Origin of the sequence: Stenotrophomonas sp. Sm2128 (assembly GCF_030985535.1) — a bacterium.
Lineage (GTDB): Bacteria > Pseudomonadota > Gammaproteobacteria > Xanthomonadales > Xanthomonadaceae > Stenotrophomonas > Stenotrophomonas maltophilia.
In genome coordinates this window covers 17,389-38,327 of sequence record NZ_JAPTFQ010000009.1, presented here as the reverse complement: position 1 = coordinate 38,327, position 20,939 = coordinate 17,389, and the positions used below count along the sequence as shown (strand labels likewise).

General features: G+C 66.6%; 14 protein-coding genes. 11 read left to right on the top strand and 3 right to left on the bottom strand.

What is annotated here, in order from left to right; all coding sequences use genetic code 11:
- Positions 1-9: 9 nt before the first annotated feature.
- Positions 10-618 carry a DUF1963 domain-containing protein gene (locus O0K41_RS04530; protein ID WP_108270220.1) on the bottom strand — a complete coding sequence of 203 codons (609 nt, stop codon included), beginning with the start codon at positions 616-618 and terminating at the stop codon, positions 10-12.
- Positions 619-929: 311 nt separating this feature from the next.
- On the opposite strand from O0K41_RS04530, the gene smc reads away from it, so the two are divergent.
- Both smc and zipA read left to right on the top strand, forming a co-directional pair.
- Complete coding sequence (gene smc / locus O0K41_RS04525) at positions 930-4,433, top strand: chromosome segregation protein SMC (protein WP_123958806.1); 3,504 nt, start codon at positions 930-932, stop codon at positions 4,431-4,433.
- 46 nt (positions 4,434-4,479) lie between these two features.
- On the top strand, positions 4,480-5,220 hold the full coding sequence (gene zipA / locus O0K41_RS04520) for a cell division protein ZipA (protein ID WP_005410225.1): 741 nt from the start codon (positions 4,480-4,482) through the stop codon (positions 5,218-5,220).
- Between the two features lie 95 nt (positions 5,221-5,315).
- On the opposite strand, the gene O0K41_RS04515 is transcribed toward zipA, so the two are convergent.
- The gene (locus O0K41_RS04515) at positions 5,316-6,440 is read right to left on the bottom strand and encodes a pyridoxal phosphate-dependent aminotransferase (RefSeq protein WP_164222188.1); all 1,125 of its coding nucleotides are present in this window, start codon (positions 6,438-6,440) and stop codon (positions 5,316-5,318) included.
- Between the two features lie 294 nt (positions 6,441-6,734).
- On the opposite strand from O0K41_RS04515, the gene ligA reads away from it, so the two are divergent.
- The 7 genes from ligA (at position 6,735) to O0K41_RS04480 (ending at position 18,265) form a co-directional block, all read left to right on the top strand.
- On the top strand, positions 6,735-9,206 hold the full coding sequence (gene ligA / locus O0K41_RS04510; RefSeq protein WP_172711800.1) for an NAD-dependent DNA ligase LigA: 2,472 nt from the start codon (positions 6,735-6,737) through the stop codon (positions 9,204-9,206).
- Between the two features lie 49 nt (positions 9,207-9,255).
- Positions 9,256-9,741, top strand: a complete 486-nt coding sequence (locus O0K41_RS04505) for a GNAT family N-acetyltransferase (RefSeq protein ID WP_005413904.1) — start codon at positions 9,256-9,258, stop codon at positions 9,739-9,741.
- Positions 9,738-10,694 carry an EF-P lysine aminoacylase EpmA gene (gene epmA, locus O0K41_RS04500; RefSeq protein WP_164222190.1) on the top strand — a complete coding sequence of 319 codons (957 nt, stop codon included), beginning with the start codon at positions 9,738-9,740 and terminating at the stop codon, positions 10,692-10,694. The genes O0K41_RS04505 and epmA overlap by 4 nt, the downstream gene beginning before the upstream one ends.
- A 138-nt stretch (positions 10,695-10,832) precedes the next feature.
- The gene (locus O0K41_RS04495; protein ID WP_164222192.1) at positions 10,833-11,561 is read left to right on the top strand and encodes a DUF3011 domain-containing protein; all 729 of its coding nucleotides are present in this window, start codon (positions 10,833-10,835) and stop codon (positions 11,559-11,561) included.
- Positions 11,562-11,607: 46 nt separating this feature from the next.
- On the top strand, positions 11,608-12,672 hold the full coding sequence (mtnA, locus tag O0K41_RS04490; RefSeq protein WP_049449007.1) for an S-methyl-5-thioribose-1-phosphate isomerase: 1,065 nt from the start codon (positions 11,608-11,610) through the stop codon (positions 12,670-12,672).
- Between the two features lie 218 nt (positions 12,673-12,890).
- A complete protein-coding gene (gene gyrA / locus O0K41_RS04485) occupies positions 12,891-15,605 on the top strand; it encodes a DNA gyrase subunit A (RefSeq protein WP_088436572.1) in 2,715 nt (904 codons plus the stop codon).
- 131 nt (positions 15,606-15,736) lie between these two features.
- Positions 15,737-18,265, top strand: coding sequence for a membrane-bound PQQ-dependent dehydrogenase, glucose/quinate/shikimate family (locus O0K41_RS04480; RefSeq protein WP_088436573.1), 2,529 nt, complete (start codon positions 15,737-15,739; stop codon positions 18,263-18,265).
- A gap of 43 nt (positions 18,266-18,308) precedes the next feature.
- Here the strand turns inward: O0K41_RS04480 and O0K41_RS04475 are convergent, their stop codons facing one another.
- Positions 18,309-19,298 (bottom strand): zinc-dependent alcohol dehydrogenase family protein, encoded by a 990-nt coding sequence (locus tag O0K41_RS04475; protein WP_005413898.1) that lies wholly within the window; start codon positions 19,296-19,298, stop codon positions 18,309-18,311.
- A 119-nt stretch (positions 19,299-19,417) separates the two neighbouring features.
- Between O0K41_RS04475 and O0K41_RS04470 the strand changes: the two genes are divergently transcribed.
- Together O0K41_RS04470 and O0K41_RS04465 are read left to right on the top strand one after the other, a co-directional pair.
- Positions 19,418-20,323 (top strand): LysR family transcriptional regulator, encoded by a 906-nt coding sequence (locus O0K41_RS04470; RefSeq protein ID WP_164222194.1) that lies wholly within the window; start codon positions 19,418-19,420, stop codon positions 20,321-20,323.
- Positions 20,324-20,371: 48 nt separating this feature from the next.
- Positions 20,372-20,875 (top strand): DUF4952 domain-containing protein, encoded by a 504-nt coding sequence (locus O0K41_RS04465; protein ID WP_239503562.1) that lies wholly within the window; start codon positions 20,372-20,374, stop codon positions 20,873-20,875.
- The last annotated feature ends 64 nt before the right edge of the window (positions 20,876-20,939 follow it).

Sequence of the window (20,939 nt, the reverse complement as noted above, 5' to 3'; positions counted from 1 at the left end):
GGGCGGCTCTCAAGTGGTCTGGATGACGAATCGACCGCAGTCCGTCGAAGGTGAGGGAATGTTGCGATCAAGCAACAGATAGCCCATTCCGCCGACCAGGATTCCTCGATGCGTCGGTGCTGCCCGGTTCAATCGGGAAGCGTTGATCTGGAGGATGAATTCCCGTCCATCAGCGCAATCGTCCTGAAGCCAAGCGGGAATTCCGCCGATCTTGGCGATTCCGTTCTCGACGTCATCCGGGATGGAGGCTGTGGCAGTGGTGATCAGGCGTGGGTCAAAAGGGGGCGCTGCGCTGTCTGCGCCGGGTTCGTGGGGCGCGTAAGCGATGACGCGTCCGCCAGTCAGTAGAGCGGTTTCGATATAGGCATCATCAAGAACGTCATAAGGCGTGAAGATCGACACGCAGAGGTGAGCTCTGATTGCGATCTTCGGGATGTGCGTTTGAATGAAGGGAGCAGGTAGGCTCGCAAGATGAAGCATTGGCTTCCCCTTGGCGTCGCAAGGCCAAGGAGTATCGGCGGGCAGGTACGGATCGCCTCCAAGAAAGGCGCGATCCAGGGCCTGGCCAAGGTGTTCAAACTTCAGCTCCTGATGGGGAGGCTGGCTAGGGCTATTCATTGGTCAATGTTGCAGCCTGGATCGATGGCTGGCTAGGCTGATCCTTGAAATGTACTTTAAAATCAAATATTTGGTTTCGGATTGAGGGGGCTTCACGGTCCTGAGGCGACATTCAAACGTGAAAGGGAGTGTGTGTATGGGCATTCTCGGCCGGTCATCCCGCCCGTGGAACATTCGCGCCGTTATACTCATTCCATTGTGTCACCCTTGGCTTCATTGAATTCTTTTGAAATCAATGGCTTGAGGTGCTGGCTGACCTGACATCCACAATGCGGACGCCCCCGGGGCGCCTGTTGGAACCCAATCACGCCATGCGTCTTTCCACGATCAAGCTCTCCGGCTTCAAGTCGTTCGTCGATCCGACCACCCTGCACCTGCCGACCAACATGACCGGCGTGGTGGGGCCCAATGGCTGCGGCAAGTCGAACATCATCGACGCCGTGCGCTGGGTCATGGGCGAGAGTTCGGCCAGCCGCCTGCGTGGCGACTCGCTGACCGACGTGATCTTCTCCGGGTCCAATGCCCGCAAGCCGGTGTCGCAGGCCACGGTCGAGCTGATCTTCGACAACTCCGACCACACGATTTCCGGTGAGTACGCCTCGTTCAACGAGATCTCGGTCAAGCGCACGGTCAGCCGCGACGGCACCAGCAACTATTACCTCAACGGCACCAAGTGCCGTCGCCGCGACATCACCGATCTGTTCCTCGGCACCGGTCTGGGCCCGCGCAGCTACTCGATCATCGAGCAGGGCATGATCAGCCAGATCATCGAGGCGCGCCCGGAAGACCTGCGCGTGTACCTGGAAGAGGCAGCCGGCATCTCCAAGTACAAGGAGCGCCGCAAGGAGACCGAGACCCGCATCCGCCACACCCGTGAGAACCTGGACCGGCTGGGTGACCTGCGCGACGAGATCAGCAAGCAGCTCGAACACCTCAAGCGCCAGGCCAAGCAGGCCGAGCAGTACCAGGCCCTGCAGGAAGAGCGCCGGATCAAGGATGCCGAGTGGAAGGCGCTGGAATTCCGTGGCCTCGATGGGCGCCTGTCGAAGCTGCGCGAAGGCCTCTCGCAGGAAGAGACCAAGCTGCAGCAGCTGATCGCCGATCAGCGCGACGCAGAGGCCCGCATCGAAACCTCGCGAGTGCGTCGCGAAGAGGCCGCCGATGCGCTCAACACCGCGCAGGCGGCGGTCTATCAGGTCGGCAGCACGCTGGCCCGCCTGGAGCAGCAGATCCAGCACCAGCGCGAGCTGTCGCAGCGCCTGCACAAGGCGCGCGACGAAACCCAGCAGGCCCTGGCCGAACTGGGGCAGCACATCAGTGGCGACGAGGCCAAGCTGAGGGTGCTGCGGGAGGCGGTAGAGGCCGCCACCCCGCAGCTGGAAGAACTGCAGGAAGAAAACGAGATAAAGCAGGAAAGCCTGCGCGAGGCTGAAGACCGGCTGGCCAGCTGGCAGCAGCGTTGGGAACAGCACACCTCGCAGAGTTCGGAAGCCTCGCGCGCCGGCGACGTCGAGCGCACGCGCGTGGACTACCTGGACAAGCAGATCCTCGATGCCGACCGGCGTCGTGAAGCCCTGGCCGCCGAGCGCGCCGGGCTGGACGTGGATGCGCTGGAAGAAGCCTTCGAGCAGCTGCACCTGCAGCACGACACGCAGAAGACCGCGCTGGATGAACTGAGCGAAGACGTCGAGCTGCGCAAGCAGGGCGTGGCGGCGGTGCAGGAACAGCAGCGCAATGGCCAGAACGAACTGGCCGAACTGCGCAAGCAGGCCAATGGCCTGCGCGGTCGCCTGGCTTCGCTGGAAACCCTGCAGCAGGCCGCGCTGGGCCAGGAGCAGGGTGCTGCCGTGGCCTGGCTGAAGGCGCGTGGGCTGGACTCGGCGGCGCGTGTCGGCGAACGCCTGGATGTCGATGCCGGTTGGGAAAACGCGGTGGAAAGCGCGCTAGGCCAGTTGATCGAAGGCGTGCTGGTCGATGACCCGGCCAGCCTGGTCGACGCGCTGGGCGAACTGGGCGAGGGCCACATTGCGCTGGTCGCCAACGATGGCGCGGACCTGAAGGTCGCGCCGACCTCGCTGGCTGCACGCGTGCGTGGCCCGGCAGCGATCCGGCGCCTGCTGGCGCACCTGCACGGTGCCAGGGATCTGTCCGAGGCCAAGGTGCTGCAGGCCAGCCTTCCGGAAGGCGATTCGATCATCACCCAGAGTGGCGAGCGCCTGGGCCAGGGCTGGCTGCGCGTATCGCGCTCCGGTGCCGCCGCGCAGGGCGCGCTGCTGCGCGAACGTGAGATCCAGGAACTGCGTGAGCAGATCGAGCAGCTGCAGGACCGCGAGGCCGAACTGGAAGAACAGCTGGCCGGCTTCCGAGAGCAGCTGCAGGCTGCCGAACAGCAGCGCGAAGACGCGCAGCGTGCGCTGTACCAGGCCCATCGCGCGGTGTCCGAACTGGCCGGCCAGCTGCAGGGCCAGCAGGGCAAGGTGGAGGCAGCGCGCACGCGCATCGATCGCATCGAAGGCGAGCTGAAGCAGCTGCAGGAAACCATTGAAGCCAACAACGAACAAGCGCGTGAAGCGCGCTCGCGGTTGGAGAACGCGGTCAGCAGCATGGGCGACCTGGAATCGACCCGGCAACGGCTGGAGGGCGAGCGCCGCCAGTTGACCGAGGCGCGCGACCTGGCTCGCGACGCCGCCCGTGCGGTACGCGAGCGCGCGCACTCGCTGGCCCTGACCCTGGAATCGCAGCGTGCGCAGCTGGCCTCGTTGAGCCAGGCGCTGGAGCGCATGGGCACCCAGCGCGGGCAGCTGGATTCGCGCCTGGGCGAGCTGCATTCGCAGCTGGACGAAGGGGATTCGCCGGTCGAAGCGCTGCAGGCCGAGCACCAGAATGCGCTGGAAGAGCGCGTGCGCGCTGATCGCGTGCTGACCGAGGCGCGAACGATGCTGGACGGCATCGACGCCGAGCTGCGCAACTACGAGCAGACCCGCCACCAGCGCGACGAACAGGCATTGGCCCAGCGTGAGCGTATTTCGCAGCGCAAGCTTGACCAGCAGGCGCTGGTGCTCAGCGCGGATACCCTGCAGGCGGCGGTGGAAAAGGCTGGTTTCGTGCTGCAGGACGTGCTCAATGCACTGCCCGAGGACGCCCGCCTGGGCGACTGGGAGCAGGCCGTGCACCAGATCGATGGCCGCATGCGCCGGCTGGAGCCGGTCAACCTGGCCGCGATCCACGAGTATGGCGAGGCCTCGCAGCGCTCGGACTACCTGGATTCGCAGCACGCCGACCTGACCACAGCGCTGGAAACCCTGGAAGATGCCATCCGCAAGATCGACCGCGAGACCCGCGGCCGCTTCAAGGACACTTTCGACCGTGTCAACGCCGGCGTGCAGGCGCTGTACCCGCGCCTGTTCGGTGGCGGCCACGCCTACCTGGAATTGACCGGTGAAGACCTGCTCGACACCGGCGTGACCATCATGGCGCGCCCACCGGGCAAGCGCGTGTCCAGCATCTCGCTGCTGTCCGGCGGCGAAAAGGCGATGACCGCAGTAGCGCTGGTGTTCGCCATCTTCCAGTTGAATCCGGCACCGTTCTGCCTGCTGGACGAGGTGGACGCACCGCTGGATGAAGCCAACGTCGGTCGCCTGGCCAACATGGTCAAGGAAATGAGCGAGAAGGTGCAGTTCCTGTTCGTCAGCCACAACAAGGCGACGATGGAGGCTGCGCACCAGCTGTCGGGCGTGACCATGCGCGAACCGGGTGTCAGCCGCCTGGTCAGCGTGGACCTGGAAGAAGCCGCACGATTGGCGGGCGCGGCCTGACGTGCCATCCTAATTACCTGAATGAACTAGCCGGAGAACCTATCGAATGTCCGACACGGCACTGTTGCGCATCGGCATCCTGGCCGCCGGCCTGCTGTTGATCGCTGCGATCTTCCTGTTTGGCCGTCCGAAGAAGAAGCCCCAGGGGCGTCGCGTGGAAAGCGCGGAACCGACCGGCGGCGAGCGTCGCGAGCCGGTGCTGGGCGATGATGGCGTCACTGTGGCCGATGGCCGCGTAGAGCCGGGCATGGGCTCGGAAGGCGAGCAGGCCGAGCTTGGCCTGGCCGACACCGACGCCGGCGCGGCCAGCGACCTTGGCAAGCGCGCCACCCAGGACTTCGACAAGATCGTGTCGCTGTTCGTGGCCGCTCGCGCCGGCGAACAGCTGCGTGGCGAAGACATCGTGGTGGCGGCGGAGAAGACCGGCCTGGTGTTCGGCCACATGAACGTGTTCCACCGACTGGTGGAAGGCCACCCCGAGCGCGGCCCGATCTTCTCGATGGCCAGCATCATGAAGCCGGGCAGCTTCGACATGGCCAACATCCGCGCCATGGAGACCCCGGCCATCGCCTTCTTCCTGACCCTGCCGGCGCCGCTGACCGCGCTGGATGCCTGGGAGAAGATGCTGCCCACCGTGCAGCGCATGGCCGAGCTGCTCGACGGCGTGGTGCTGGACGACAGCCGCAACGCTCTCGGCCGGCAGCGCATCGCGCACATCCGTGACGAACTGCGTGCCTATGATCGCCAGCACCAGGCGCCGCCGCTGACCAAGACCCCGCGCTGGTGAGCGCCATGGTGTGCCGACCAACGGTCGGCACCCATAACAGTAGATCCACGCCATGCGTGGATGGGGCGAACCAAGGTTCGCCCCCACCAACAGGGTCAGGCCGGTACGCCGGCGACCTTGGCAAATGCCCTGCGGAACGCGGCCATTTCATCTTCGGTGCCGACGGTCACGCGCACGCGCTGTGGCCAGATCGGCCAGCTGCGGCCGATGATCACGCCGTTGTCTGCCATCGCCTTGGCAAAGGCGGCACCGTCGCGCTGCACATCCACCACGAAGCAGTTCGCTTCCGACGGCACGCAGCTGAAACCACGCTTGCCCAGCCACCCGACGGTGGCCTGCCGCACCTTGGCATTCTGCAGGCGCCGCTGCGCGATCAACTGAGGATCCTGCAGGCTGGCCAGTGCCGCGGCCAGTGCTGGCACGGGTAGCGGGTTGTCGCCCAGGCTGGCCAGTTCGCGCAGGCGGTCGGGATGCGCGGCCGCCACGCCCAGGCGCAGGCCGGCCATGCCATACAGTTTGGAGAACGTGCGCAACACGATCAGGTCATCGCGCTGCGCCACCTGCGCGATCAGGCTCGGCTGCTCGCTGTACTGCAGGTAGGCCTCGTCGACCAGTACGCGGGTGGACGCAGGCTTGTGGGCCAGCAGCCAGGCGAGCTCATCCGGCGGGCTGATCGAGCCGGTCGGGTTGTTCGGGTTGCACACATACAGCAGGCCGGTCGAGCGCGCGTGTGCGGCGGCCACCATCGCGCGCAGGTCATGTGCGCCATCGTTGCGCAGCGGCACCTTGTGCACGTATGCGCCGTGTGCGGCGGCGACCTCGCCCAGCGTCTCGAACGTCGGGTCGGCGACTACCAGTCCCGCCTGCGGGCCGGTCCACAGCACGGCGGCTCGGTTCAGCGGTTCGCTGGAGCCCGGATAAAGCCGCACGTGATCAGCCGGAATGTGGGCCTGTTCGATGAAGGCGTCGCGCACCTGACCGGCCAGTGCGAAACGGTAGCGGCCGCAACCGGCGATGCTGTCGCGTGCCGCCTGCTGGGCTGCGGCCGAGGGGCCGTAGGGGCATTCGTTGAAGTTCAGCAGTACCGCGCCCTCGGCGGGGGCGGGGGCGGCGGCCGTCGCGGGTTGGGCATGGCCGAGTTGCGGCAGCCCGCTGCCGGCGACGGCGAGGCCGGCACCGGCCAGTTTCAGGAAGCGTCGACGGGAAGCGGGCAGGGGCACGGGCAGGATTCCGAAGGGCAGACCGTCGCACGCTAGCGCCGGTGAGGGTGGGCGGCAAGCTGCTTTTTGTGGCGTCGAGCCATGCAGATGTGCCAACCAAGGTTGTCACCTACCGGAATGAGGGAGAAGGTTGGCAACGGAGCGGGGGAGAAGGTTGGCACCAGCGGGAGTGAAGGTTGGCACCTGCCGGAGCGGGGAGTGCCCGTCGAGCACGCTCGACGCTGCAAAGGCGGCGGCGTTACAGGGCCTGACGGCTGGGCGCGGTAGAATCCCCGGCCATCCCAGAACCACCGGATCCCGATGAGCCCCAGCCCCGCCGAACGCGCCGAAGACCTTCGCCGGCAGATCGCCCAGGCCAACCGCGCCTACCACGAGCTGGACGCGCCGGAGATCCCCGACGTCGACTACGACCGGATGGTACGCGAGCTGGAAGCGCTGGAGCGCGAGCACCCGGAACTGGCCCGTGCCGACAGCCCGACCCAGCAGGTCGGTGCGCGCCCCTCTGGCCGCTTCCCGGAAGTGCGCCACGCGGTACCGATGTTGTCGCTGTCCAATGCCTTCAGCGACGAGGAAGTGGCCGATTTCGTGCGCCGCATCGATGAGCGCCTGGGCCGCCGCAGCCTGCGGTTCTCGGCCGAGCCGAAGATGGACGGCCTGGCGATCAGCCTGCGCTACGAGGACGGTCATTTCGTGCTTGGCGCGACCCGTGGCGATGGCAGTACCGGCGAGGACGTGACCGCCAACCTGCGCGAAATCGGTGACATTCCCAAGCGCCTGCACGGCAAGGACTGGCCGGATGTGCTGGAGGTGCGCGGCGAGGTCTACATGGCCCGCGCCGACTTCGAGGCCTACAACGAACGTGCGCGCCTGCAGGGCGGCAAGGTGCTGGCCAATCCGCGCAACGCGGCGGCCGGTTCGCTGCGCCAGCTCGACCCGAAGATCAGTGCGCAGCGCAGGCTGAGTTTCTTCGCCTACGGCACCGGCGAAGTGCAGGGCGGCGAGCTGCCGGACACCCATTCGGGCACCCTGGCCCAGCTCGGCGCCTGGGGCTTCCCGGTCAGTGAGCTGTGCAAAGTGGTGGAGGGCACCGACGGCCTGCTCGGTTACTACCGCACTATCGGTGAACGCCGCGACGGCCTGCCGTTTGATATCGATGGCGTGGTCTACAAGCTGGATGACCGGGCGGGTCAGCAGGCGATGGGCTTCGTCTCCCGTGCGCCGCGCTGGGCCATCGCGCACAAGTTCCCCGCGCAGGAACAGAGCACCACGGTGGAGGCGATCGAGATCCAGATCGGCCGCACCGGTGCTGCCACGCCGGTCGCGCGACTGGCGCCGGTGGCTGTGGCCGGCGTGATCGTGTCCAACGCCACGTTGCACAATGCCGACCAGATCGCGCGCCTCGATGTGCGCGTCGGCGACAGTGTGATCGTGCGCCGCGCTGGCGACGTGATTCCCGAGGTGGTCAGCGTCATTCTCGACCGCCGCCCGCAGGGCACCACGCCGTGGCAGATGCCGACGCGTTGCCCGGTGTGCGGCTCGGAGATCGTGCGTGAGGAGGGGGCGGCGGCGTGGCGTTGTTCGGGCGAACTGTCCTGCCCGGCGCAGCGCAAGGAAGCCATTGCCCATTTCGCCTCGCGCCGCGCCATGGACATCGACGGTCTCGGCGACAAGTACATCGAAACCCTGGTGGACGCGGGCATCGTCAAGAGCGTGGCCGACCTGTACCGGCTCAGCCGCGATACGCTGCTGCACCTGAAGCTGGTGCTGGACGCCGAGGAGCCGTCGGCGCTGGCAGCGGCGCTGAAGCTGCACCTTCCCGCCGAGGGCAGTGGTGCGGTGCTCAATGCGGTGCTCAAGCTGGACGGCAACGATCCGGGCTGGCGCGCGCAGGCGCTGGCGCAGCCGGCCAGCTTCGAATGGAACACGAAGAAGATCGCCACCAAGTGGGCCGACAACCTGATCGCAGCGATCGACGCCAGCCGTGCGGCCACGCTGGAGCGCGTGCTGTTCGCGCTTGGCATCGAGCACGTGGGCGAGAGCACGGCCAAGGCGCTGGCGCAGTGGTTCGGTGACCTGGAGCTGATCCGCCACCTGCCGTGGCCGTTGTTCAAGCGTGTGCCGGACATCGGTGGCGAAGTGGCGCGTTCGCTTGGTCACTTCTTCGAGCAGCAGGGCAACCAGCAGGCCATCGATGACCTGCTGCAGGTCGGGCAGGTGCGTATCAGCGACGTGCATGCGCCCAGTGCCAAGCTGCGCGACGGGCTGGATCTGGCGCAGTTGCTGGTTGAGTCGGAGATCCCCGGCATCACCCGCCTGCGCGCCGAAAAGCTGGTGGCTGCGCTTCCCGGCGCACAGGCGGTGCTCGATGCCGAGCATGGCCAGTTCGTCAACGCCGGCCTGCCCGATGACACCGCGCGCGGTCTGGCCGAATGGCTGGACGCTGATGGCCACGGTGCGATGCTGTTGGCCGCCGAGAACGCGATGCGGGAGATCCTGGCCAAGGCGCCGGCGCTGGCCGAGATCGTGGCGGGTCCGCTGGATGGGCAGACCGTGGTGCTGACCGGCACCCTGGCCCAGCTCACCCGCGATGCCGCCAAGGAACGCCTGGAAGCGCTGGGTGCCAAGGTCTCCGGCAGTGTGTCGAAGAAGACCAGCTTCGTGGTGGCCGGTACCGAGGCCGGCTCCAAGCTGGACAAGGCACAGTCGCTGGGCGTGCCGGTGTGGGATGAGGACCGCCTGCTGGCCTATCTTGCCGAACACGAATGATGACGCCGCCGGGTGCCCGGCACCCGGCATGAAGCACAAAGGAACACCGATGCAGACTGCCCCACTGGATTTCCGCCTGGCCACCCGTGCCGACGAAGAACTGTTGATCGCGTTGATGCGCGAGTTCTATGCCGAAGACAGGATCGACTTCGACGACGCGCGCGTGCGTCGCGGCGTGGATGCGCTGCTGGCCGACCCACGCAACGGCGAAGTGCTGCTGTGGCTGGACGAGGCGGCCGAGGTGGTCGGCTATGCAGTGATCGCGATGGGCTTCAGCCTGGAGCAGGGCGGCCACTTCATGCTGCTGGACGAGTTGTACCTGAGCCATCGTGCGCGTGGTCGCGGCCGCGGCAAGCAGGCGCTGGCCATCTGCGAACAGCGGGCACGGGGCCGCGGCGTAAGCCGCCTGCGCCTGGAAGTGAACCACCACAACGAGCTGGCCCGTCGCCTCTATCTGGCGAGCGGTTACATCGATGACACCCGCGATCTGCTGACCCTGCCGCTGGACCACCCGCGCCCGGAGGGCATCCTGTGAGCGAGGCCCTGCTGCGCGCGCTGCAGCAGCGCGCCGCGCTCAATGCGCTGGTCCGCCGCTTCTTCGCCGAACGCGATGTGCTGGAAGTGGAAACGCCGATCCTGTCGGTGGCCGGCAACACCGAGCCGAACATCGACAGCTTCCATACCGATTTCACCGGCCATGGCGATGCCGGCGGACGCCGCCGCTGGCTGCGCACCTCGCCGGAGTATCCGCTCAAGCGCCTGTTGGCGGCGGGCGTGGGTGACTGTTACGAACTGGGCCGGGTGTTCCGCAATGGCGAGGCGGGCGGCCGCCACAACCCGGAATTCACCATGCTGGAGTGGTACCGGGTTGGCTGGGATCATCATCGCCTGGTGCAGGAGACCGCCGAGCTGGTCGGCCAGGCGCTGGCGCTGGTCGGGCGCAGTGCGACCCTGCGCGTGCTGAGCTACCGCGAGCTGTTCCAGCAGCATGTGGGCGTTGACCCGTTCAAGGCCGATGAGGCTGCATTGCGGGCCGCGCTGGGTGATGTGCACATCGATCCGGTCGGTTTGACCCGCGACGACTGGCTGGACCTGTTGATGACCCATCGCATCCAGCCGCAGTTTGATGACACCGTCATGACCGTGGTCCATGACTGGCCGTCCAGCCAGGCGGCGCTTGCGCGCATCCGTGCCGGTACACCACCCCTGGCCGAGCGTTTCGAGTTGTACCTGGGCGCGGTGGAGCTGGCCAACGGCTATCACGAACTGAACGACGCCCACGAGCAGCGCGCGCGCTTCCAGCGTGACCTGCAGCGACGACATGAACGTGGCCAGGTGCAGCCGGCGCTGGACGAGGCGCTGCTGGCCGCGCTGCCATCGATGCCGGCGTGCGCGGGCGTGGCGGTGGGGGTCGATCGCCTCCTGATGGCGATGAACCGCACGCCGCGCATTGCCGACGTGCTGGCCTACGACTTTGCCCACGCATGAGTGACGTGCGTTCCTGAACGTCAAAGACTGAACGGAATTCCGCGATTCCGCGCTTGCTTCGGTAAGCAGGATGATGCTCTTATCACGGCAGATGCCGGACACTGGCACGCAGTTCATCCATTCCTGCTGGGGAAGGCTTTGGTCAAGTGGTTTGCGGTTGTCGCTGCACCGGTTTACTCCATCGCGCTCTGGGGTGCCTGGCTACCGTCATCGGCATCTGCCCAGCAGGCCGGCTACGACGGTGAAGTGGTGACCTGCGAATCACGCGATATGGGGTGGGTGCATTGCGATATCGATGTCAGCAGCGGCGTCGACCTGGTGCGCCAGCTTTCCAACAGCAGCTGCATCCGTGGCAGCGAATGGGGCACCGACCGCAGTGGCGTGTGGGTCACGCTGGGCTGCCGCGCCGAGTTCCGCGCACGCCGCGCTGCGGGTGCCGCGCCGGTAGCCAGCGAGGGCAAGCGCCTGGTCCGTCGCGTGGTGCGTTGTGAATCCAATGGTCGCCCGCAGAGCTGCCCGGTGCGCCTGGATGGCGCGCCAGTACGCCTGCTGCGCCAACTGTCGGCGCTGCCATGCCGCGAAGGGCAGGGCTGGGGCTACAAGCGCAATGAAGTCTGGACCAGCCGCGGTTGCCAGGGGGATTTCGAAGTGGCTGACGAGGACGGCCGATTCGTTGACGTACCACGCCGGCTGACCTGTGAATCGAAGTCGAAGAAGCGCCGTTTCTGCGGCGCCAGCATCTCGGTCGGTGCCGCCGTCTCCGAGCAGCTGTCCAGCACGCCGTGCGAGGAAGGCAGTACCTGGGGCTGGAGCCGCAACGGCATCTGGGTGGACGGTGGCTGCCGCGCCGAGTTCTCGGTGAATTGAGCCGGGCGAGCTCCAACCCCGGGGGGCGTGGCCCTACAATGGGCCCATGAACACTGCCTCCGACATCGACTACGCCCGTTACGACCATATCCGTCCGATCCTGTGGACCGGCGATGCCCTGCAACTGCTGGACCAGCGCAAGCTGCCGTTCGTGGTCGAGCATGTGGTCTGCCATGACAGCGACGACGTGGCTGCGGCCATCCACGCGTTGACCGTGCGCGGTGCGCCGGCCATCGGCATCGCCGCCGCCTGGGGCGTGGTGCTGGCCGCACGTGACGTGCAGGCCGCAGACGGTGCGCACGCGCTGCAGCAGCTGGAACCGGCGCTGCAGCGTCTGAACGCTTCGCGTCCGACCGCCGTCAATCTGGCCTGGGCGCTGGCGCGCATGCGCCGTTGCCTGAATGCCGCCGGTGCTGACTGGAAGGCGAAGCTGGAGGCCGAAGCGCAGGCCATCGCCGAGGAAGACCTGGCCGCCAATCGCCACATGGGCGCGCTGGGCGCAGGCCTGATCGAAGCCGGCAGCGGCGTGCTGACCCACTGCAACACCGGCTCGCTGGCCACCGCCGGCTTCGGCACCGCGCTGGGCGTGATCCGCGCCGGCATGGCCCAGCACCGCATTGCCCGCGTGTTCGCTGGCGAGACCCGTCCGTGGCTGCAGGGCGCGCGCCTGACCGTGTGGGAGCTGCAGCAGGATGGCATTGACGCCACGCTGATCGCCGATTCAGCCGCCTCGCACCTGATGAAGACCGGCGCTGTGCAGTGGGTGATCGTCGGTGCCGACCGCATCTGCGCCAACGGCGATACCGCCAACAAGATCGGGACTTACCAGCTGGCCATCGCCGCCCGCCATCACGGCGTGAAGTTCATGGTCGTGGCGCCGTCCTCGACGGTGGACATGGAGACCGTGGACGGCAGCCAGATCGAGATCGAGCAGCGCGATCCGGGCGAGCTGTACGGCGTGGGCGGCACCCGCACGGTGGCAGAGGGCATCGCTGCCTGGAACCCGGTATTCGACGTCACCCCGGGTGAGCTGATCGACGCCATCGTGACCGAGCGCGGCGTGATCCTGAACCCGACCCCGGAGAACATGCGCGCCGCCTTCGGCGGCTGACGCGCGGGGGGAGGGGCCGCGTGACCTCCGCCCCCGGTGGTGCCGGCCGCGGGCCGGCAACCCCCTAAGTTCCTGATTTGTGCAGGTAAAATACCCGTAAAGGGAGGCGGAAAACGGCCTGTTGTGGTAATATCCGCAGGTTGAATCGAGGTTCCGGCACGACCCCCTCCCGCAGGGGGCTGCGCCGGACTGGACCGCTACCAGACAACGGAACCCGAATGGCAGAAACCGCCAAGGAAATCATCCAGGTCAACCTGGAAGACGAGATGCGCAAGAGCTACCTCGATTACGCCATGAGCGTGATCGTGGGCCGCGCGCTCCCGGATGCGCGCGACGGCCTCAAGCCGGTGCATCGCCGCGTGCTGTTCGCGATGAATGAACTCAACGCGCACAGCAACAAGCCCTACTTCAAGTCGGCGCGTATCGTCGGTGACGTCATCGGTAAGTACCACCCGCATGGCGATCAGTCGGTATACGACACGCTGGTGCGCCTGGCACAGCCGTTCTCGCTGCGTTACATGCTGGTCGATGGCCAGGGTAACTTCGGCTCCATCGATGGCGACTCCGCCGCGGCAATGCGATACACCGAAGCGCGCATGTCGCGCCTGGCGCATGAGCTGATGGCGGACATCGACAAGGAAACCGTCGATTTCCAGCCCAACTACGACGAAAAGGAACTGGAGCCGACGGTCATGCCGACCCGGTTCCCGAACCTGCTGGTCAACGGTTCGGCCGGTATCGCGGTGGGCATGGCGACCAACATCCCGCCGCACAACCTGAGCGAATCGATCAACGCCTGCATCGCGCTGATCGACAACCCGGAAATCGACGTCGACGGCCTGATGGAGTACATCCCGGGCCCGGATTTCCCGACCGCCGGCATCATCAACGGCACCGCCGGCATCGTCGCCGGCTACCGCACCGGCCGTGGCCGCGTGCGCATCCGTGCCAAGGCCGATATCGAAGTGGCCGACAACGGCCGCGAATCGATCATCGTCACTGAAATTCCTTACCAGGTGAACAAGGCGCGTCTGATCGAGAAGATCGCCGAGCTGGTCAAGGAAAAGAAGATCGAAGGCATCAGCGAGCTGCGCGATGAGTCCGACAAGGACGGCATGCGCATCTACATCGAGATCAAGCGCGGTGAATCTGCCGAGGTTGTGCTTAACAACCTGTACCAGCAGACGCAGATGGAATCGGTGTTCGGCATCAACATGGTGGCGCTGGTCGATGGCCGCCCGCAGTTGATGAACCTCAAGCAGATGCTGGAGGCGTTCGTCCGCCACCGTCGCGAAGTGGTCACCCGCCGTACCGTGTTCGAGCTGCGCAAGGCGCGCGCCCGTGCCCACGTGCTGGAAGGCCTGACCGTCGCGCTGGCCAACATCGACGAGATGATCGAACTGATCAAGACCTCGCCGAACCCGAACGAAGCACGCGAGCGCATGCTGGCCCGCGTGTGGGAGCCGGGCCTGGTCGGTGCGATGCTGGGTGCCGCCGGCGCCGAAGCCTCGCGCCCGGAAGACCTGCCCAAGGGCGTGGGCCTGATCGAGGGCGGCTACCAGCTGACCGAGATCCAGGCCACCCAGATCCTGGAAATGCGCCTGCACCGCCTGACCGGGCTGGAGCAGGACCGCCTGACCGATGAGTACAAGCAGCTGCTGGAAGTGATCGCCGGGCTGATCCACATCCTGGAAGATCCCGACCGCCTGCTGCAGGTGATCCGCGAAGAGCTGGTCAGTGTGAAGGCCGAATTCGGCGACGAGCGTCGTACCGAGATCCGCCACAGCGAAGAAGACCTGGACATCCTCGACCTGATCGCGCCGGAAGACGTGGTGGTCACCGTGTCGCATGCCGGTTACGTGAAGCGCCAGCCGGTGAGCGTGTACCGCGCGCAGCGCCGTGGTGGTCGTGGCCGTAGTGCGGCGGCGACCAAGGAAGAGGATTTCATCGAGCAGCTGTGGCTGGTCAACACGCATGACACGCTGCTGACCTTCACCAGTTCGGGCAAGGTGTTCTGGCTGCCGGTCTACCAGCTGCCGGAAGCGGGCTCCAACGCCCGCGGCCGTCCGATCATCAACTGGATCCCGCTGGAACCGGGTGAACGCGTGCAGGCCGTACTGCCGGTGCGCGATTACGCCGATGGCCAGTTCGTGTTCTTCGCCACCAAGAACGGTACGGTCAAGAAGACCCCGCTGGGTGAGTTCGCCTTCCGTCTGGCGCGCGGCAAGATCGCGATCAACCTGGACGAGGGCGACGCGCTGGTCGGCGTCGGCCTGACCGACGGCCAGCGCGACATCCTGCTGTTCGCTTCCAACGGCAAGACCGTGCGCTTCGGCGAGGACAAGGTCCGCTCGATGGGCCGTACCGCCACCGGCGTGCGGGGCATCAAGATGCCGGCCGGCGAGGAAGTGGTCAGCCTGATCGTGGCCGAAAGTGCCGGTGGCATCGAGGACGAGAACGAGGACGACAGCGGTGTCGAGGAAGCCGTCGGCAATGGCGATGCGGTGATCGAAGGCGCCGACGACGCCAGCGTTCAGTACATCCTGACCGCCACCGAGAACGGCTATGGCAAGCGCACCCCGCTGCCGGACTATCCGCGCAAGGGCCGTGGCACCCAGGGCGTGATCGGCATCCAGACCACCGAGCGCAATGGCAAGCTGGTCGCCGCGGTGCTGATGGGCTCCAGCGACGAAGTCCTGCTGATCTCCGATGGTGGCACCCTGGTGCGTACGCGTGGCTCGGAAATCAGCCGCGTCGGCCGCAACACGCAGGGCGTGACCCTGATCCGCCTCTCCAAGGACGAGAAGCTGCAGGCGGTGGAGCGCATGGATGCCTCGATCGACGAGGACGAGGACGAGGTGGCTGCCGCCGCCCCGGCCACGACCGACGGCGCACCGGCTGCTGCCAGCAGCGAGGACGCCGCGCAGGAGTGATCCTGCCGCGAGCCTGAGGTACCCGACGACGCCGGCCCTGTGCCGGCGTCGTCGTATCCGGGTGCCACGCATACGCGCGCGCTTCACGCAGGCGGTGGGATAACGGCGCATGCTGCCCCCGGAGATCGACGATGTCCGCCACGCCGCAGTCCGCTCCTGCTCCCGTCCGCGCCTCCCGGCATCCCCTCGTCACCGTGCTGTCGCTGCTGCTGGTCGTGCTCGGCCTGGTCATCGGTGGCCTCGGTGGGTGGCTGCTCAGCCTGGGTGGCTCGGCGTACTACGCCATCGCCGGGCTCGGCCTGCTGGCCAGCGGAATCCTGTTGTTCGGCAACCGCCGCAGCGGCGCGCTGCTGTATGCGCTGGTGTTCGTCGGCACGCTGCTATGGACCTGGTGGGAATCGGGCAGCGACTACTGGCGCTGGGTACCGCGGCTCGGGCTGGTGACTGCGCTCGGCATCGTGCTGGCGCTGCTGGCGCCGACACTGCGCGAGCCGGTTTCAAAACGCCTGTCGCGCAGCGTGGCGGGCGTACTGATGCTTGTGTTCGTGGCCGCCTTCGGCCTGGCTTTCGCGCCGCATGGTGAAGTGGATGGGCATCAGCCGTTCCCGGAAGGCGCGGTCAGCGCCGGACTGGAACCTACGCGCGATACCACGGGCCTGCAGCCGGCTGACCAGCCCGCCGAGGGCGACTGGCCGGCGTGGGGCCGCAGCAATGCGGGTACCCGCTATTCGCCACTGCAGCAGATCACCCCGGCCAATGTGGCCACGCTGCAGCCGGCCTGGCAGTTCCGTACCGGCGATATGCCGAAGAAGCGCTGGGGCGCGGAAACCACGCCGCTGAAGATCGGCGATCGGCTGTACCTGTGCACCGCGCGCAACCGCCTGATCGCGCTTGATGCTGGCAGCGGCAAGGAACTGTGGCGGTTCGATCCAAAGGTGAAGGATGCCTCGATTCCCTATACCGCTGCCTGTCGTGGTGTGAGTTATTACGAACAGCCCAGCACGCCGACCCTTGCCGACGCGGCATTGGCCGATGTTGCCGCTGATCTGGCGTTGCCGGAACCGCCTCCCAGCGTCACCCGCAGCGCTGCACCGGGCAGTCGACCGGCGTGCTGGGCGCGCATCATTGAAGGCACGCTGGACGGTCGCATCATCGCGGTGGACGCGGACAGCGGCCGCCCCTGCGCCAACTTCGGCAACAACGGCCAGGTCGACATCACCCTGGGCATGGGCGAGGTGCCACCGGGCTACGTGTCGATCAACTCGCCGCCGGCCATCGTGCGCGGCGTGATCGTGACCGGCCACCAGGTGCTGGACGGGCAGCGCCGCGATGCGCCGTCGGGCGTGATCCAGGCGTACGACGCCATCACCGGCAAGCTGCGCTGGGCGTGGGACATGGACCAGCCCGAGCGCAGCGGTCTGCCGCCGCGCGAGCAGACCTACACGCGGGGCACGCCCAACATGTGGACCACCGCCACCGGTGATGAGGCGCTGGGCCTGGTCTACCTGCCGCTGGGCAATGCCGCGGGCGATTACTGGAGTGGCTCGCGCACGGAGAACCAGAACCGCTACGCGACCTCGCTGGTGGCGATCGACGTGGCCACCGGCAAGCCGGTCTGGCATTTCCAGGCGGTGCGCAAGGATGTGTGGGACTACGACCTGGGTTCGCAGGCCAGCCTGATCGACTACCCGACGGCGGCGGGCAAGGTGCCGGCGATCCTGCTGCCGACCAAGCAAGGTGACATGTACATCCTCGATCGCCGCAACGGCCAGCTCCTGACTGCCGCCGAAGAGCGCAAGGTGCCGGTCGGCGGCGTCGAACCCGAGCAGCGTTCTCCCACCCAGCTGTTTTCGCTGTACCACACGCTGCGCCGCGAACATGACCTGACCGAGCGTGACATGTGGGGCATCACCCCGATTGACCAGCTGGTCTGCCGCATCCAGTTCCGCAAGGCGTACTACGAAGGGTTCTACACGCCGCCGAGCAGCGAGCGACATTCCATCGAGTATCCCGGCTACAACGGCGGCTCGGACTGGGGCAGCGTGTCCATCGATACGCGCCGCGGCGTGATCGTGGCCAACTACAACGACATGCCCAACTACAACCGGCTGGTGCCACGCGCGGAGGCCGACCGGCTGGGCTGGCTGCCGCGCGAGAAGGTCTGGTTCGAGAAGGGCGGTGCCGAAGGCGCGGGCGACCCGCAGGTGGGTACGCCCTACGCCATCCAGGTCAACGCCGGCTGGCGGCTGCCGTTCACTGGCCTGCTGTGCAAGCAGCCGCCCTATGGCGGTATCCGTGCCATCGACCTGCGCACCGGCAAACTGCTGTGGGACCGTCCGTTTGGCAGTGCGCGCGGCAACGGACCGTTCGGCATCCGTTCCGGCCTGCCGATCGAGATCGGCACGCCGAACAACGGCGGTTCGGTAGTGACCGCCAGCGGCCTGATCTTCATCGCCGCCGCCACCGATGACCTGCTGCGCGCCATCGACCTGAAGACCGGCAAGGAGCTTTGGCACGCCAAGCTGCCTGCCGGCGGCCAGGCCAACCCGATGGTGTACGAGCAGGGCGGGCGCCAGTACGTGGTGATCATGGCCGGCGGCCACCATTTCATGGAAACCCCGAACGGCGATTACGTGATGGCGTTTGCGTTGCCGAGGTAACCGCAATGGGGGCGGTGGGCCGCCTCCATTGCACGACACGGGATTACACCGTGACCACCACCTTGCCGATTTGCTCGTTCGATTCCAGGTAACGGTGTGCTTCCTGGATCTGCGCAAACGGGAACACCTTGGCAATTTTCGGCGCCAGCGTGCCCTTGTCCAGGCCATCGACGATGAATGCCTTGGCACGGGCCAACGCGGCATCGTCGGAGACGATTTCCGAGTACAGATAGCCCTTCAGCGTCAGCGACTTGCCCAGCACATTGAACAACGGGAACGGCGTGGGTTCACTGCTCAGCGCGCCGTATTCCAGCAGGATGCCGCCACGCGCCATCGCTTCGGTCAGCGGAACGAACTGCGGGCCACCGATTGGATCGAACACCACGCGGGCACCGGCACCGCTGGTGATGCGTGCCACTTCGGCCACCAGATCCTGCTCCTGGGTGGCGATGACGTGGGCGGCGCCGGCATCGAGCAACGCCTGGCGCTTGCCCGGGCCACGGGTGACCGCGATCGGCGTGGCGCCCACCGCGTTGGCGATCTGGATCGCGGCTAGGCCGACGCTGCTGCTGGCAGCGGTGATGATGACGAAATCCCCGGCGGCCAGATGTGCCTGTTGCAGCAGCGCGCCCCAAGCGGTGACGTACTGCATCCACACCGCGGCCGCCGTTTCGAAGCCCAGTGCCTGCGGATGCTTGACCACCAGTTGCGCGGGCACGTTGGCCAGCTCGCCATAGGTGCCCCAGCGCGCGATGTCCAGCGGCGGTATCACGCTGACCGCATCGCCTGCAGCGAAGCCGCTCACCGCACTGCCGATGGCTTCGACCACGCCGGCCGCTTCGTAGCCCAGCCGGCTGGGGAACTGCGCTTCCTGCAGATAGGCGCCGTTGCGGAACATCACCTCGGCGCGGTTCAGGCCGATCGCCTTGACCCGGATCTGGACTTCGTCGGCGGAGGGGGCGGGAACGTCGATATCGTCGATGCGCAGCACATCGGCGGTGCCATATTCGTGGATGCGGACAACCTGGCTCATGGGGGGCTCCGAGAAAGGGCCGACGAGGGCGCCGGCGAAAGGGTGACCGCTACTGTGCGCGTAGTCTGCAACCAGAATAAGGGGTAATCTGGCGTTTCATTGAAAAGCAATTTTTTGCAATGGACCTGATCGTTCCCCTGCGGACCTTCGCCAAGGTGGCCGAGGTCGGCTCCTTCGCCGCCGCTGCCGAGGCATTGGACGTGTCGCCGCAGCTGGTCGGCAAGCACATCCAAGCGCTGGAGCAGCATCTGGGCGTGCGCCTGCTCAACCGCACCACGCGAAAGCAGAGCCTGACCGACTTCGGCCAGGCCTACTTGGCGCGGGCGCGGGTGATCCTGGAGGAAGTGGAGGGCGCCGAGGAATTGGCGGAAGTGGCGCGTGGACGGCCGATGGGGCGCCTGCGCATCAGCGCGCCGGTCACCTTCGGCGTGCACGCGCTCGGCCCGGCGGTGGTGGCTTACATGCAGCAGTACCCGGATGTGCAGGTCGATCTGAACCTGTCCAACAGCCTGGTGGACATCGTCGAGGACGGCTACGACCTGGTGTTCCGTACCGGTGACCTGGCCGACAGCGGGCTGGTGGCACGGCGGCTGGGGCCGTATCCGCTGGTCCTGTGTGCCTCGCCGGACTATTTGGCTTCGCGCCCGGCCATCACCCATCCCAATGATCTGAGCCGGCACGAGTGCCTGGGCTTCGCGCATTCGATCATCCGCACGCGCTGGAGTTTCCGCGATGCCGATGGCAGCGTGCTTACCGTCCCGGTGTCCAGCCGCTTCATGGTCAACCAGGCCGAGCCGCTGCTGACAGCGGCCGTGGGTGGTCTGGGGTTGATCCTGCAGCCCTACGAAATGCTTGCCGCTGCGCTGGCACGTGGTGAACTGGTGGAAGTGCTGCCGGACCATGTGCCGGTATCGACCTGGATCAACCTGGTGTATCCGCGCGACCGCCAGCTGACCCCCAAGCTGCGCAGCTTCCTGGACTTCTGCGTGGCGCGTTTCACTGAGCAGTCGATGGCACGGCGATAGCGTGGCATCGATCAGTATTCCCGTGTTCCCATGCGAAGGACTCGCCCCGTGATCTCTCTCCCGTTGCCGCAGCATGCCACCCGCTTCCTGCTGCTGGCGTCCTTTTCCAGCGCCAGCGTGCTTGCGCAGCAGATACCTGCGCAGGCGTTGGCCGAGTGGGAGGTGCAAGGGCGCACGGACGGCCTGGCGCGACCTGATATCGAATGCCAGGATTTCCTGCAGGCGATGGGCCGGAAGCCTCCGGGACTGCAGTATGTAGGTTGCAGCCAGGATGACGCGTCCTACATCAAACCCATGGAAGCCCACTATCGTGTTTCAGGTGCCCAGGCGGCGCAGGTGGAAGCCTATCTGCGCGAGACATTTGGCATGCCTGCATTGCGCTACGTCTGTTGCGGCTGGAGCAATGGCGCGCCGTACTACTGGCGCGACGGCCCGGATACGGTGCGGTATCAGATCGGCATGGGGGTGGAGTCGCTGCCGTACGAACGGGACGAATGGCCGCGCATCGAGGCATTCAACGTCACCGTCGAGGTGTTGCGGCAGAGTCCCTAGCGTGGATGCGGCGGGCCGATCCATCGTCTAGGATGCGCCCAGGGATACCCGCAAAGGAATTGCC

What these genes read in the sequence shown, in the direction of transcription:
- O0K41_RS04480 (WP_088436573.1), top strand. Translation starts at nt 15,737, where the DNA reads ATGTCCGCCACGCCGCAGTCCGCTCCTGCTCCCGTCCGCGCCTCCCGG.
- O0K41_RS04470 (WP_164222194.1), top strand. Translation starts at nt 19,418, where the DNA reads ATGGACCTGATCGTTCCCCTGCGGACCTTCGCCAAGGTGGCCGAGGTC.
- mtnA (WP_049449007.1), top strand. Translation starts at nt 11,608, where the DNA reads ATGAACACTGCCTCCGACATCGACTACGCCCGTTACGACCATATCCGT.
- O0K41_RS04475 (WP_005413898.1), bottom strand. Translation starts at nt 19,298, where the DNA reads ATGAGCCAGGTTGTCCGCATCCACGAATATGGCACCGCCGATGTGCTG.
- O0K41_RS04505 (WP_005413904.1), top strand. Translation starts at nt 9,256, where the DNA reads ATGCAGACTGCCCCACTGGATTTCCGCCTGGCCACCCGTGCCGACGAA.
- zipA (WP_005410225.1), top strand. Translation starts at nt 4,480, where the DNA reads ATGTCCGACACGGCACTGTTGCGCATCGGCATCCTGGCCGCCGGCCTG.
- smc (WP_123958806.1), top strand. Translation starts at nt 930, where the DNA reads ATGCGTCTTTCCACGATCAAGCTCTCCGGCTTCAAGTCGTTCGTCGAT.
- gyrA (WP_088436572.1), top strand. Translation starts at nt 12,891, where the DNA reads ATGGCAGAAACCGCCAAGGAAATCATCCAGGTCAACCTGGAAGACGAG.
- O0K41_RS04530 (WP_108270220.1), bottom strand. Translation starts at nt 618, where the DNA reads ATGAATAGCCCTAGCCAGCCTCCCCATCAGGAGCTGAAGTTTGAACAC.